At 69.7% G+C, this 13,580-nt stretch carries 13 protein-coding genes; all 13 read left to right on the forward strand.

Going from position 1 to position 13,580, the window contains the following annotated elements; genetic code table 11:
- Positions 1 to 190 precede the first annotated feature (190 nt).
- The 13 genes from M6D93_RS02445 to M6D93_RS02505 all read left to right on the forward strand — a co-directional run bounded on the left by M6D93_RS02445 (position 191) and on the right by M6D93_RS02505 (position 13,549).
- Positions 191 to 1,792 carry a class I adenylate-forming enzyme family protein gene (locus M6D93_RS02445; protein ID WP_249772683.1) on the forward strand — a complete coding sequence of 534 codons (1,602 nt, stop codon included), beginning with the start codon at positions 191 to 193 and terminating at the stop codon, positions 1,790 to 1,792.
- Complete coding sequence (locus M6D93_RS02450; protein ID WP_249772685.1) at positions 1,789 to 2,037, forward strand: glutaredoxin family protein; 249 nt, start codon at positions 1,789 to 1,791, stop codon at positions 2,035 to 2,037. Before M6D93_RS02445 ends, M6D93_RS02450 begins: the two co-directional genes overlap by 4 nt.
- Before the next feature lie 180 nt (positions 2,038 to 2,217).
- Positions 2,218 to 3,072, forward strand: a complete 855-nt coding sequence (locus tag M6D93_RS02455; RefSeq protein WP_249772687.1) for a redox-sensing transcriptional repressor Rex — start codon at positions 2,218 to 2,220, stop codon at positions 3,070 to 3,072.
- Positions 3,069 to 4,460: a glutamyl-tRNA reductase gene (locus tag M6D93_RS02460; RefSeq protein ID WP_249772689.1), complete on the forward strand. Its 1,392-nt coding sequence runs from the start codon at positions 3,069 to 3,071 to the stop codon at positions 4,458 to 4,460. The genes M6D93_RS02455 and M6D93_RS02460 overlap by 4 nt, the downstream gene beginning before the upstream one ends.
- Positions 4,447 to 5,424 (forward strand): hydroxymethylbilane synthase, encoded by a 978-nt coding sequence (gene hemC, locus M6D93_RS02465; RefSeq protein WP_249772691.1) that lies wholly within the window; start codon positions 4,447 to 4,449, stop codon positions 5,422 to 5,424. Before M6D93_RS02460 ends, hemC begins: the two co-directional genes overlap by 14 nt.
- Positions 5,421 to 6,974: a uroporphyrinogen-III synthase gene (locus tag M6D93_RS02470; protein WP_249772693.1), complete on the forward strand. Its 1,554-nt coding sequence runs from the start codon at positions 5,421 to 5,423 to the stop codon at positions 6,972 to 6,974. Before hemC ends, M6D93_RS02470 begins: the two co-directional genes overlap by 4 nt.
- Before the next feature lie 43 nt (positions 6,975 to 7,017).
- Positions 7,018 to 8,016: a porphobilinogen synthase gene (gene hemB, locus M6D93_RS02475; RefSeq protein ID WP_249772695.1), complete on the forward strand. Its 999-nt coding sequence runs from the start codon at positions 7,018 to 7,020 to the stop codon at positions 8,014 to 8,016.
- 19 nt (positions 8,017 to 8,035) lie between these two features.
- Positions 8,036 to 8,752, forward strand: a complete 717-nt coding sequence (locus M6D93_RS19315; RefSeq protein ID WP_283818631.1) for a GNAT family N-acetyltransferase — start codon at positions 8,036 to 8,038, stop codon at positions 8,750 to 8,752.
- A gap of 138 nt (positions 8,753 to 8,890) precedes the next feature.
- Positions 8,891 to 9,790 carry an ABC transporter substrate-binding protein gene (locus M6D93_RS02485; protein ID WP_249772697.1) on the forward strand — a complete coding sequence of 300 codons (900 nt, stop codon included), beginning with the start codon at positions 8,891 to 8,893 and terminating at the stop codon, positions 9,788 to 9,790.
- Positions 9,787 to 10,683, forward strand: a complete 897-nt coding sequence (locus M6D93_RS02490) for an amino acid ABC transporter permease (protein WP_249772699.1) — start codon at positions 9,787 to 9,789, stop codon at positions 10,681 to 10,683. The genes M6D93_RS02485 and M6D93_RS02490 overlap by 4 nt, the downstream gene beginning before the upstream one ends.
- A 34-nt stretch (positions 10,684 to 10,717) precedes the next feature.
- Positions 10,718 to 11,449 (forward strand): amino acid ABC transporter ATP-binding protein, encoded by a 732-nt coding sequence (locus M6D93_RS02495; RefSeq protein ID WP_249772701.1) that lies wholly within the window; start codon positions 10,718 to 10,720, stop codon positions 11,447 to 11,449.
- A gap of 121 nt (positions 11,450 to 11,570) precedes the next feature.
- Positions 11,571 to 12,911, forward strand: a complete 1,341-nt coding sequence (hemL, locus tag M6D93_RS02500; protein WP_249772703.1) for a glutamate-1-semialdehyde 2,1-aminomutase — start codon at positions 11,571 to 11,573, stop codon at positions 12,909 to 12,911.
- On the forward strand, positions 12,911 to 13,549 hold the full coding sequence (locus M6D93_RS02505) for a histidine phosphatase family protein (RefSeq protein ID WP_249772705.1): 639 nt from the start codon (positions 12,911 to 12,913) through the stop codon (positions 13,547 to 13,549). Before hemL ends, M6D93_RS02505 begins: the two co-directional genes overlap by 1 nt.
- Positions 13,550 to 13,580: the final 31 nt, after the last annotated feature.

Consider the following 13,580-nt stretch of genomic DNA (forward strand, 5'->3'; position numbering starts at 1 on the left):
CTGTCTCGTTTCGGACGGTACCCGGCGGGCGGCGTGCTGACCATGTGCCCCAACGCGGTGCTCGTCCGGCGATCCGTCGCTAGCATGCTGGCATTACTCGCCAGTAGCTTGTCAAGCCTTCGCCTCCTGCGGAAGGGTTGACGATCAACCCCGCCAGCGTTGCCAGCAGGGGTTGCCAGCAGGAGGTTCCGTGTCCGCAGCTACGTCCGTCCCCCCGACGGAGCCGTCCACGCTGTCCGCGCTAGTCCACCGGGCCGCCGCGCAGCGCCCGGGCGCGACCGCCGTCATCGACGGGCCGCAGCGCCTGACCTGGGCCCAACTCGCCCGAGCGGTCGACGAGGCTGCCGCCGCGCTGGCCGGATTCGGCTACGCGCGGGGAGACCGGATCGCGTTGCAGGCTCCCACGTCGGCCGACTTCGTCACCGTCTACCTGGGAGCGCTGCGGGCCGGCCTGGTGCTTGTCCCGGTCAACCCCGCCTACACCGTGGCGGAGCTGCGGCACATCCTGGCGGACTCCGGCGCTCGCATGTTGATCACCGATTCCGTCGCGGCGATCGAGAGCGCGTCCGAACTGACGGGTGAACTGCCCGCGCTCACCGACGTTGTCGTGGTCGCCCCCGACGCCCCGGAGGGCACCCGCACCCTGGCTGGCCTGCTGGCCTCGGGCCGCGGCGCGCCTCCGGTCTCCCGTGATCTGAGTGGCGACGAGCTCGCCGTCCTGCTCTACACCTCCGGAACCTCGGGCCGGCCGAAGGGAGCGATGCTGTCGGTGGCCGCCCTGCTGGCCAACCTCCGACAGTTCGGGCGCCTGGAGCCCGCGCCGGTGTCGGCCGAGGACCGCCTGTTCCTGCCGCTCCCGCTGTTTCACGTCTTCGGGCTCAACGCCGGCCTGGGTCTGGCCCTGTACTACGGCGCGACCGTCGTGCTGGCCGCCCGCTTCGACGCCGCCTGGATGCTGGACACGATCGCCGCCGAGCAGGTGAGCGTGGTCATCGGGGCCCCGCTGGAGTTCGCGGTCTGGGCGGCCCAGCCGAGTTTCACCGAGTCCTTCTCCTCCGTGCGCTACGCACTGTCCGGATCGGCGCCGTTGCTACCCGAACTGGTCAGCCGGTACGCCGAGGTCGGGGTCGGTCTGTTCGAGGGGTACGGGCTGACCGAGGCCTCGCCCGTGATCTCGGTCAACCTGGTCCCCTCCGCGCAGGACCCGAGGGGCTGGCTCGAGCCCAAGGCCGGCTCGATCGGTCGCCCGCTGCCCGGGGTCGAGGTGCGTCTGACCGATGCCGATGGCGAACCGGTCGAGCCGGGCGACCTCGGAACCGTGGAGGTCCGCGGGGCGAACCTGTTCAGCGGGTACTGGCCCGACGGCAGGGACGGGCCGGACGCCGACGGGTGGTTCGCCACCGGTGATCTGGCGGTGGCCGACGACGACGGTGATCTGTACCTGGTGGGGCGGCGCAACGACCTCATCCTGGTCAACGGCTTCAACGTCTATCCCGCGGAGGTCGAGGCGGTGCTGCAGAGGTCGCCCGGCGTGCGCGAGGTGGCCGTGCTCGGGCTGGCCGGCGCCGACGGCACGGAGGAGGTGGTGGCCTACGTCGTCATCGAACCGGGGACCCAGCTGGATCCGGAGGAGCTGCTCGAGCAGGCGGCGGGATCGCTGGCCCGGTTCAAGCTGCCCCGACGGGTGATCGAGGTGGATGCGTTGCCGCACACCGCGACGGGCAAGGTCATGAAGTGGCGGCTGCGCTCGGCGTCCGGTGGCGCCGGCAAGCCGGAGGTGCCGGGCCGGTGACGGCGACCGATCATCGGGTAACGCTCGTCACCCGGCAGGGCTGCCATCTGTGTGCCGACGCCGAGGCCCAGCTCCGGCTGCTGTCGACCGAGTTGGGTTTCGAGCTCGACCTGGTCGACGTCGATTCCGAGCGAGAGCTGGCCAACCGCTTTTCCGACCGCGTTCCGGTCATCCTGATCGACGGGACGGAGCACGGATACTGGCGTCTGGAGGAGGCGCGTTTCCGTCGCGCGCTGCAGAGCTGACCCGCCATCCGATGGCTTGCGGACCCACATAGCACACGCCCGATCGATTTTGTGAATGCCTTCACAAGGGCGTACGGTTTCTCGCTGTCACACCCCATTACCACACCGCTGTTCAAGCTGTGCGATGGGCCATACAGACGGCTCCCCGCGCGCTGAGATTTCGGTGGTTTAGAGGAGCTCATGACCGCGCACCGGGATCGGCTGGACGCGGTCAGCGTCTCGTCCGAGAACGCTGCCGCTGAGTCCGTGACGAACACAGTTCACGCTGAACGGACGATTCCGGAAGCCACTGTGGCTCGCCTCGCGCTGTATCTGCGCGCCCTGACCGGGCTGGCCGAGCACGGCACGGCCACGGTGTCCTCGGAGTCGCTGGCCACCGCGGCCGGGGTGAATTCGGCCAAGCTGCGCAAGGACCTGTCCTACCTCGGTTCCTACGGGGTCCGCGGCGTGGGCTACGACGTGGCCCTGCTGACCGAGCAGATGCGCTCGACCCTGGGACTGAACGAGAACCGCGCCGTGGCCCTGATCGGGCTCGGCCACCTCGGCAAGGCACTGGCCGGCTACACCGGCTTCGCCACCCGCGGATTCCGGATCTCGGCCCTCATCGACACCGACCCGGAGCTGGTCGGCACCACGCTGCGCGAGATCGCCGTCCAGCACGTCGATCTGCTCGAGCAGATAGTTCGTTCGGAGAACATCGCGATTGCCGTCATCGCCGTCCCGTCGTCGGTGGCGCAGGAGGTGTGCGATCGCCTGGTCGCCGCCGGCGTGACGTCGATCCTGAACTTCGCTCCGACCGTCCTGGCGGTTCCCGATCACGTCGACGTCCGCAAGGTCGATCTCGCCGCGGAGCTGCAGATCCTGAGCTTCCACGACAACCGCAAGTCCGCACGCTCGGACGCCCAGGCCGGGCCGCTGTCCGCGGCGCTCGGAACGCGGCCCGGTGGCGGTACCGGCCTCGCGTCGAGCACGATGGGTGCAACCGGCTTGGGCAGCAAGGCCATGAGCGATACGGCGATCGGAAGTACCGCATGAGCCTGCTCGTCGTGGGGCTGTCACACCACTCAGCTCCCGTCCCGGTCCTCGAGCGCGCCTCGATCTCGGCCGAGTCCATGTCCAAGGTGCTCGACGAACTCCATCGCAGCGAGTCGGTCTCGGAAGTGATGGCGCTGTCCACCTGCAACCGGATCGAGGTCTACGCCGACGTCGCGCGCTTCCACCCGGCCGTCGTCGACATCTCCACGGTGCTGGCGCGGTTGGCCGGCATGGGTGTGAACGACCTCGGTGAACACCTCTACGTCCACTTCGCCGAGGCGGCCGTCGACCACCTGCTCCAGGTGGCCTCCGGCCTGGACTCGATGGTCGTGGGCGAGTCGCAGATCCTGGGCCAGTTGCGGTCGGCCTACGCGGTCGGCACTGAGGCCCACACCGTGGGCCGGGTGCTTCACGAAGCCAGCCAGACCGCGCTGCGGGTCGGCAAGCGCGTGCACAGCGAGACCGGTATCGACCGGGCGGGCGCGTCGGTCGTCTCGGTCGCCCTCGAGCACGCGGTCTCCTTGTTGTCCGGTACAGCGACGTCGACCGGTGCAGCGGCCAGCGGGGTGGGGCACGCCCCGGACTCCGCCGACGCCGCGACGGTGCTGGCCGGCAAGCGAATCGTCATCTTCGGTGCCGGATCGATGGGTGCGCTGACCGGGGCAACCCTGCAGCGACTCGTCGGCGGTCAGCCGCTGGACGTCGTGGTGATCAACCGCAGCGCTGAGCGGGGTGAGCGGCTGGCCGGCATCCTCGGCGGCCGCGCCGTCGGCATCGACCGGCTCGCCGAGGAGATCGCGCAGGCCGACCTGCTGATCTCCTCAACCGGTGCGACCGGCCTGGTCGTCGAGACCTCGGACGTCGGCCCGCGCCATGGCCGCCAGCTGGTCGTGCTCGACCTTGCCCTGCCGCGCGACGTCGACCCCTCGACCTCATTGATGCCCGATGTCCAGTACATCGACCTGGAGGTGCTGCGGTCCTCCGGCGCCATGGTCAGCGACGCGGAGATCGCCGCGGCCACCGACATCGTCGCCGCGGAACTGCGCTCGTACCTGGAGAACCAGCAGGCGCTGGCGGTCGCTCCGACCGTGACGGCGCTGCGGTCCCGGGCGGCCCAGGTCGTCGACGCCGAGCTGCTGCGCCTGGACAACCGGCTGCCCGGCTTGGACGCCGACATCCGCGACGAGGTGGCCTCGGCGGTCCGTCGTGCGGTCGACAAGGTTCTGCACGCCCCGACCGTCCGGGTCAAGGAGCTGGCCGCCACGCCGGAAGGCAACGCCTACGCCGCGGCGCTGCGGGAACTGTTCGACCTCGACCCGGCCGGACCCGGCGCGGTGACCGCGGTACGCAAGTCGCCGAGCGGGGGTGATCCCCATGACGGCAACTAGGACCATCCGGGTCGGTACCCGAGCGAGCCTGCTCGCCCGGACCCAGACCGACACGGTGGTGAACGCGCTGGCGGCCGCCACTCCCGGCCTGGCCGTGGACACCGTGCTGGTCTCCACCCAGGGCGACCGTTCCGGCGCGCCGCTGGAACAGATCGGCGGGACGGGCGTGTTCGTGTCCGCCCTGCGGGACGCGCTGCTTGCCGGCGACATCGACGTGGCCGTCCATTCCTACAAAGACCTGCCGACCGCGCCGGTGGCCGGCATCGCGCTTGCGGCGGTCCCGCTGCGCCAGGATCCGCGCGACGCCCTCGTCGCCCGCGACGAGCTCACCCTGCTCGAACTTCCGGTCGGCGCCACGGTCGGCACCGGTTCCCCGCGACGCGCGGCTCAGCTGCGGGCCATGGATCTGGGACTGGACATCGTTTCGATCCGTGGCAACGTGGACACCCGGCTCGGCCGGGTTCTCGGATCGACGGGCGTCGCGCCCGACCTCGACGCGGTGGTACTGGCGGTCGCCGGGCTGCAGCGGCTGTCCCGCGCGCACCTGGTCACCGAGCTGATCGACCCGATGCAGATGCTGCCGGCCGCGGCCCAGGGCGCGCTCGCGATCGAGTGCCGGGCCGACGACGCCGACCTGCTGGCCACCCTGGCCGGCCTGGATGACCACGCAACCCGCTCGGCCGTGACCGCCGAACGTTCGTTGCTCGCGGCCCTGGAGGCCGGCTGTACCGCCCCGGTGGGGGCACTGGCCGATGTTGTGGAGACCGATGGCAGCGACGATCTCGCCTCCAGCGGCTCCGGCTGGGATATCTACCTGCGTGGTTCGGTGACCGCAATCGACGGCAGTGACGCCGTTCGATTGTCGATCTCCGGCCCGCTCGACACTGCCGAGGAGTTGGGTCGACGGCTTGCCGCCGACCTCATCGATCTCGGCGCGACCACGATGATGGGGAGCTCGAAATGACCCGAGCGCGCAAGTCCGTAGGCCGACTCAGTTTTGTCGGCACCGGCACCGGCGATGCTGGACTGCTCACTGTTCGTGCTGCCGAGGTGCTGACCAGCGCCGAGGTGGCCTACGTCGATGCGGCGGTGTCCAGCGCGGTGCGGGCATTGATCGCCGGCGAGATCCGCGACGCGGATCCGAACCCGGGGGAGTCGATCAAGGCCGCACTGACCGAGGCCCGCAACGGGACCGTGGTCGCGCGCGTCGTCACCGGGGACCCCTTGGAGTCCGAAGCGGTGGCGCGCGACGTCCTGGTCGTGGCCAAGTCCGTGGTTCCCTACGAGGTCGTCCCGGCCCTGTCCGAGGCCATCGCGACCGCGACCTATGCCGGGGTCGCGCTGGGACCGGTGCACACGGAGGTCGACCTGCGTTCGGGTTCGGCCGTGGACTTCGAGTCCATCGCCGCCGCCCCGGGCACGTTGCTGTTCACCCTCGACGCCGCCGAGGTGGGCCGGACCGCCGAGCAGCTGGTCTCCTCCGGCCTCAAGCCCGACACCGCCCTGACGGTGACGACCGCCGGCACCACCACGGTGCAGGTCACTGTGGGCGGCACGCTCGGTGACGCCGAGCTGGCCGTGGCCGGCATGACCGGTCCCGTCGTCCTGACCGTCGGCAAGGCCTCGGCCGCGCGCGACAAGCTCGCCTGGTGGGAGTCACGGGCACTGTTCGGCTGGAAGATCCTGGTCCCGCGGACCAAGGAGCAGGCCGGGGCGATGAGTGAGCGGCTGCGCGAGTACGGCGCCGTGCCGGTGGAGGTTCCGACGATCGCCGTCGAGCCGCCGCGGACGCCGACCCAGATGGAGCGGGCCATCAAGGGCCTGGTGACCGGCCGCTACGAGTGGATCGTGTTCACCTCCACCAACGCGGTGCGGGCGGTCCGGGAGAAGTTCGAGGAATTCGGCTTGGACGCTCGTGCGTTCGCCGGGGTCAAGATCGCCTGTGTCGGTGAGCAGACCGCCGAGGCGGTGCGGGCCTTCGGGATCCGTCCGGAGCTTCTGCCGTCCGGGGAGCAGTCCTCCGAAGGCCTGCTGGCCGACTTCCCGCCCTACGACGATGTCCTCGATCCGATCGACCGGGTGCTGCTGCCGCGCGCCGACATCGCCACCGAGACCCTCGCCGAGGGTCTGCGTCAGCGAGGCTGGGAGATCGACGACGTGACGGCGTACCGGACGGTTCGCGCTGCCCCGCCGGCCGCCGAGATCCGCGACGCCATCAAGTCCGGTGGTTTCCAGGCGGTGTGTTTCACCTCGTCCTCGACCGTCCGCAACCTGGTCGGCATTGCGGGCAAGCCGCACAACCGCACCGTGGTCGCCTGCATCGGACCGCAGACCGCGGCGACGGCCAAGGAGTTCGGATTGCGGGTGGACGTGCAGCCCGAGACGGCCAACGTTGCCGCCCTCATCGACGCGCTTGCGGAGTTCGCCCTCAAGCGGGCCGAGGAGGAGCGGGAGAAGGCCGCCGCCGCCCCGGCCCGCCGGGGAAGGGCCTCGCGAGCGCGGGCGGTCCGCTAGGTCGCCGACCGTTGCCCCGATCGTGCGTGAGTACGGTTGACTGGTGAATTCGCTTCCTGACCTGCCGGCCTTTCCGACCAGTCGGGCGCGGCGGCTGCGCCGGACGCCGGCGCTGCGCCGCCTGGCCTCGGAAGTGTCGCTGCGTCCCTCGGATCTGATCCTTCCGATGTTCGTCGCCGAGGGATTGGCCGATCCGCGCCAGATCGGCTCGATGCCCGGAGTCCTTCAGCACACGCAGGATTCGCTGGTCAAGGCGGCCGTGGAGGCCGTCCAGGCCGGGGTGGGCGGCCTGATGCTCTTCGGTATCCCCGCGCACAAGGACGCGGTGGGTTCCGGGGCCGACGACCCGGACGGCGTGCTCAATGCGGCGTTGGCGCGACTGAAGTTCGAGCTCGGTGACGCGACGGTGCTGATGGCCGACCTGTGCCTGGACGAGTTCACCGATCACGGCCATTGCGGGGTGTTGGCCGTCGACGGGTCCGTCGACAATGACGCGACGCTGATCCGGTACGCCTCCATGGCGCTGGCCCAGGCCGAAGCGGGCGCTGATCTGCTCGGTACGAGCGGGATGATGGACGGCCAGGTCGGCGTGGTCCGCCGAGCGCTCGATGAGGTTTCGCGCGCCGAGGTAGGCATTCTCGCCTACGCACCCAAGTACGCCTCCGCCTTCTACGGCCCGTTCCGGGAGGCCGTCGATTCCTCCCTTGTCGGCGATCGGCTGACCTACCAGCAGGATCCCGCCCGGGGGGTTACCGAGGCCCTGGCCGAGGTCGCGCTGGACGTGTCCGAGGGCGCCGACATCCTCATGGTCAAACCGGCGTTGCCGTATCTGGACATTCTCGCTGCCGTCGCGGCGGCTTGCCCGGTGCCGGTGGCGGCGTACCAGGTATCCGGCGAGTACGCGATGCTCGAAGCGGCCGCCGAGCGTGGCTGGATCGACCGGGACCGCGCCATCGCCGAGACGTTGTTGTCGGTTCGGCGGGCCGGGGCATCGATGATCCTGACCTACTGGGCGGTCGAGGCAGCCCAGCGACTGCGGTGAGCGTTCCCGCTGCCGGCAGATGAATCTCCCGCGAACCAGCTACCTGCGAGTTGCCGGCCTGGCTGCGCTGGTGCTGCTCGGCTGGCTCTGGGACGCACTGCTCGGCGGCGGACGCGCGCACGCGTTGGGCTGGCTGCTGGCGCTGGCCGTGGTGGTCGGAGTGAGCGCGTCGGTCGTGCGCGCGGCTCGCAAGTCCTCGGTCGCGGCGGGGGAATCGGCGCGCGGGCCGGTCGGTCGGGATAATCCCATCGGCCCAGTCGGCCCAGTCGGCCCAGTCGGCCCAGTCGCTTCAGTCGGCCCAGTCGGGCCGCTCGTCCGGGTGGCGCGGTCGGCGGACCTGCCGGCGTTGCCGCACCTTCAGGCCAACGCCGATCTGCTGTTCTCGGTCGGCGGATACGGCTCGCCGCCGCCACCGTCCACGGTGTCTGACTACGAGTCCGCTCTGCTGGTGCTCGTCGCCGGTGACCCCGCGGTGGGCTGCCTCCGGCTGGAGACGCTGGGCGGCCAGGCGCAGGTGGCGGGCTTGTTCGTGGCCCTGACCTCGATGCGTCGCGGAGTTGGCTCGGCCTTGCTCGCCGAGGCGGCCGAGTGGGCGCGGGCGGCCGGTCACCAGTGCCTGACGGTGACCGCCCTGGCCGACGTCCCGTGGCAGGCGCCGTTCTTCGCCCGATGTGGGTTCGTGCCGGCACCCGAGTCCACCGACGGTTCGCGCCTGCCGATGCGCCGGGAGTTGTAGATCACCCGACGTCCTCGGCGAATGGGACAAGCCGGTTAAATTGCTTGTCTATCGCTCCAGTATGAAACTGACGGGTCGGTGGCGACCGTATGATTCTCAGGTCCTGACTGCCCGAATGTCTCCAGGAGCCTTCCCGCCATGCGACTACGCCCGCTCGCCGCCGCCTCGATCGCCGTCCTGGGCCTCGGAACCCTCGCCGCCTGCGCGCCCACCGACAAGACCACCGACAATCCGACGGTGTCCTCAGCCGCCGGCTCCGGTACGTCGGCGGCCAGTAGTGCGACCCCCACCTGCGACAAGGCAAGCCTGGCTCTGCGGACGGCGGGTACGTTCACCGTGGCCACCGACAACCCGGCCTACGAGCCGTGGTTCTCGGGCAACAAGCCCAGCAACGGCAAGGGTTTCGAGTCCGCCGTCGCCTACGCCGTGGCCAACAAGCTCGGTTTCTCCAACGATCAGGTCAAGTGGGTGACCGCGAGCTTCAACAGCGTCATCGCCCCGACCCCGAAGAAGTTCGACGTCGACATCAACGAGGTGTCGATCAGTGCCAAGCGCAAGCAGGCGGTGGACTTCTCGACCGGCTACTACGACGTCGCCCAGGCCGTGGTCACCTACAAGGGCAGCAAGATCGCCGCGGCGAAGTCGCTGGCCGCGCTGGCCTCGGCCAAGCTCGGAGCGCAGGTCGGCACCACCAGCTACGACACGATCACCAACACGATCAAGCCCTCGTCCAGGCCGGCGGTCTTCGACACCAACGACCTGGCCGTCCAGGCCTTGAAGAATCACTCGATCGACGGCCTGGTCGTCGACCTGCCTACCGGCTTCTACATCACCGCCGCCGAGTTGGACTCCGGTGTCATCGTCGGCCAGATCCCTGCCTCAGGGACACCGGAGCAGTTCGGCTTCGTGCTCGAGAAGGGCTCGAAGCTCACTGACTGCGTGTCGCAAGCAGTGGACGCGCTGCGGGCCGACGGCACGCTCGACAAGCTCAAGGAGCAGTGGCTGGCCACGGCCGGCAACGCACCCGACCTGTCGTGACGGAGCCGAAGGAGTCCTTGCACGACGGCGGATCCCGATTGTGGACGCCGTCCGCGCGCCAGCAGCAGCGAATCGCCTACCGCCGCGCGCGGGCCGTCCGGTCGGGCCTGATCGCGGCCGCCAGCACGCTGCTGGTCTTCGGCGCGATCGTGGTCGCGCTGCTCTCCTCACCGGGATGGCCGCGAACCCGGCAGACCTTCTTCAACTGGCATTACGCCACCGAGGCATTCCCGCACGTGCTGCAGGGCTTGTGGCTCAACATCCGCGTCATGGTGATCTGCGCCGTGCTGGTGTTGATCATCGGGCTGGGGCTGGCCGTTCTGCGCACGCTGCGCGGGCCGATCTTCCTGCCGCTGCGGATCTTCGCGGCCGCCTACACGGATCTGTTCCGTGGCCTTCCCCTGCTGCTGGTGCTGTTTCTCGTCGGCTTCGGGATACCGGCGCTTCGACTGGCCGGGATCTCCTACCAGCAGACCGTGGTCTACGGCGGGGTCGCGCTGACCTTGACCTATTCCGCCTACGTGGCCGAGGTTTTTCGTGCAGGCATCGAATCAGTGCATCCCTCGCAGCGGGCAGCGGCGCGCTCCCTCGGATTGTCCGCCGCGCAGACCATGCGCTTCGTCGTTCTGCCGCAGGCCATTCGGCGGGTGATCCCGCCCCTGCTCAACGACTTCGTGTCGCTGCAGAAGGACTCCGGCCTCATCGCGGTGCTAGGTGATCCGATCGATGCGATCCGGGCGGCCCAGATCGAGACGGCGAACACCTTCAACTACACCTCCTATGTGGTGGCCGGTTTCCTCTTCCTCATGTTGACCATTCCACTGACGAGGTTCACCGATTGGATCGCCAAGCGTCAGGGCTGGTACGGCACGGGAGGGTCCCCGACGATATGAGTGCGGTTCGAGTCGAGTGCCAGGGGAGGACCAGATGAGCCTGCTGTCCATCCAGGGCGTCCGCAAGTCCTTCGGAGATCATGTCGTGCTGGACGATTTCTCCCTCGAGGTGGAGCGGGGGGAATGCGTCGTGCTGATCGGGGCTTCCGGCTCCGGGAAGTCGACCCTCCTGCGCTGCGTCAACCTGCTGGAGACCGTCGATGACGGAGTGGTCGAACTCGCCGGCGAGGACATCACCGACCCGCAGGTGGACGCCGACGCGATCCGGTCCCGCATCGGCATCGTCTTCCAGGCGTTCAACCTGTTCCCGCACCTGTCCGTGCTGGACAACATCACGTTGGCGCCGCGCAAAGTGCACAAGATCGCGCCGGCGGCGGCCCGTGAAACCGCCCTGGCGATGCTGGGCCGGGTCGGTCTGGCCGAGAAGGCGAACGCGAAACCGGACGAGCTTTCCGGTGGCCAGCAACAGCGGGTGGCCATCGCGCGCGCCCTGGTCAACGCGCCGGAGCTGATGTTGCTCGACGAGGTCACCTCGGCCCTGGACCCCGAACTCGTCGGAGAAGTCCTCGCGCTGCTGGCCGACCTGAAGGGCGAGGGCATGACCATGGTCCTGTCGACCCACGAGATGAGCTTTGCCCGCCAGGTCGCGGACAAGGTCTGCTTCCTGCACGACGGCCGATTGCTGGAGGTCGGCCCTCCGGAGCAGGTGCTGGCCAATCCGCAGCACGAGCGAACGAAGCAGTTCCTCTCGCGCATCACGGCGTGACCACGCGGCAGCGTGCCCGCCGCATCGTGCCCGCCGCATCGAGCCTGCCGCATCGAGCCTGCTGGATCAGCCCGGCGGAGCCCCGCACACGTCGACCTGATCGGGCTGGGAGACTGGGCAGGTGAGTGACGCCCCCAGATCTGCCGAACTGTTCGCCCGAGCCCAGCGCGTGATTCCCGGCGGGGTGAATTCCCCCGTCCGAGCCTTCCGTGCGGTCGGTGGTACGCCCCGGTTCATGGTCAGCGGGCAGGGGCCGTACCTGACCGATGCCGACGGTCACACCTACGTCGATCTGGTCGCGTCCTGGGGCCCGATGATCCACGGCCACGCGCACCCGCAGATTGTGGCGGCGGTCCAGCAGGCGGCCACGTCCGGGCTGAGTTTCGGAACGCCGACAATCGGTGAGATCGAACTGGCCGAGGAACTGATCGGCAAGCTCGCGACCGCCGCGCAGGCGCACGGCACCACCAGCCCGCTGGAGGAGGTGCGGCTGGTCAACTCCGGGACGGAGGCGACCATGTCCGCGGTCCGGCTGGCCAAGGGGGTGACCGGCCGTCGCAAGATCGTCAAGTTCGCCGGCTGCTACCACGGCCACGTCGACGCCCTGCTGGCCAGCGCGGGCTCCGGGGTGATCACCTTCGCGACGCCGGACACCCCCGGGGTCACCAGTGCGCAGGCGGCCGAGACGATCGTGGTGCCCTACAACGACCTTGCCGCGGTCGAGGCCGCCTTTGCCGCCGACGGCCCGGACATCGCCGCGGTGATCACCGAAGCCGCGGCCGGCAACATGGGGGCGATCGCGCCGAAGCCCGGCTTCAACGCGGGCCTGCGCGAGATCACCGAGCGGCACGGCGCGTTGCTGATCATGGACGAGGTCATGACCGGCTTCCGCGTCTCGGCCGCCGGCTGGTACGGGCTCGATCCGGTCGCTGCCGACCTGTTCACCTTCGGAAAGGTGATGTCCGGTGGTCTACCCGCCGCGGCCTTCGGTGGCCGCCGCGAGATCATGGCCAGCCTGAGTCCGGCCGGCCCCGTCTACCAGGCCGGCACTTTGAGCGGGAATCCCGTGGCGGTGGCGGCGGGACTGGCAAGCCTGCGACTGGCGACGCCGGAGGTGTACGTGACGTTGGACGCGACCGCCCGCAGGATCGGCGCCCTGGCCACCCAGGCGCTGGCCGAGGCCGGGGTGGCGCACCGCGTCCAGTACGCCGGAAACCTCTTCTCGGTCTTCTTCACCGACCAGGACGTCACGGATTTCGCCGGTGCCCAGGCGGCCGAGACCTTCCGCTACGGCCCGTTCTTCCACGCGATGCTGAACGCGGGCGTATACCTGCCACCCAGCGCGTTCGAGGCCTGGTTCGTCGGCGCAGCGCACGACGATCGGGCGCTGGAGATCATCGCGGCGGCCCTGCCCGCGGCGGCGCGTGCCGCCGCGGCGGCGGCACGACCGGGCGCAGCCTGATGGTGACCACCGTGCATCTGCTGCGCCACGGCGAGGTGTTCAATCCCGACAAGGTCCTTTACGGGCGCCTTCCCGGCTACCGGTTGTCGCAGTCAGGCCAGGAGATGGCCGTCAAGGCCGCGGCTCACCTCGCCGGACGGGATGTCGTTCACGTCGTGTCGTCGCCACTACAGCGCGCCCAGGAAACCGCGGGGCCGATGGCCGCCCAGTTCGGGCTGGACGTCGCCACGGACGACCGCCTGATCGAGGCCGGTAACGCCTTCGAGGGCAGGCGGGTCACCGGCGAGGGAGGCGTACTGAAGAAGCCGTCCAGTTGGTGGCTCTATCGCAACCCGTTGCGTCCATCCTGGGGTGAGCCCTACGAGCAGGTGGCCAAGCGGATGCTGGCGGCGGCCCTCAAAGCGCGCGACGTCGCCGAGGGTCACGAGGCTGTCTGCGTATCGCACCAGCTGCCGATCGTGTGTCTGCGGCGGTTCGTCGAGGGTCAGCACCTCTGGCACGATCCGCGCAAGCGGCGCTGCTCGCTGGCCTCGATCACGTCGCTGGTCTTCGACGGCGAGGACGTCGTTCGGGTCGATTACGCCGAGCCCGCCGGGCACTCGGAGAATGACATCAGTCGCCAGCAGGCCGGTTCGTAGCGCGCCTGCTCATGCAGCGCACAGAGAGCGC

This window comes from Jatrophihabitans telluris, assembly GCF_023516435.1.
Taxonomy (GTDB): Bacteria; Actinomycetota; Actinomycetes; order Mycobacteriales; family Jatrophihabitantaceae; genus Jatrophihabitans_A; species Jatrophihabitans_A telluris.

Excerpts from the sequence above, each read along its gene's own strand:
- M6D93_RS02470 (WP_249772693.1), top strand. The coding sequence starts at position 5,421 with ATGACCCGAGCGCGCAAGTCCGTAGGCCGACTCAGTTTTGTCGGCACC.
- M6D93_RS02460 (WP_249772689.1), top strand. The coding sequence starts at position 3,069 with ATGAGCCTGCTCGTCGTGGGGCTGTCACACCACTCAGCTCCCGTCCCG.
- M6D93_RS19315 (WP_283818631.1), top strand. The coding sequence starts at position 8,036 with ATGAATCTCCCGCGAACCAGCTACCTGCGAGTTGCCGGCCTGGCTGCG.
- M6D93_RS02485 (WP_249772697.1), top strand. The coding sequence starts at position 8,891 with ATGCGACTACGCCCGCTCGCCGCCGCCTCGATCGCCGTCCTGGGCCTC.
- hemC (WP_249772691.1), top strand. The coding sequence starts at position 4,447 with ATGACGGCAACTAGGACCATCCGGGTCGGTACCCGAGCGAGCCTGCTC.
- M6D93_RS02505 (WP_249772705.1), top strand. The coding sequence starts at position 12,911 with ATGGTGACCACCGTGCATCTGCTGCGCCACGGCGAGGTGTTCAATCCC.
- M6D93_RS02495 (WP_249772701.1), top strand. The coding sequence starts at position 10,718 with ATGAGCCTGCTGTCCATCCAGGGCGTCCGCAAGTCCTTCGGAGATCAT.
- M6D93_RS02455 (WP_249772687.1), top strand. The coding sequence starts at position 2,218 with ATGACCGCGCACCGGGATCGGCTGGACGCGGTCAGCGTCTCGTCCGAG.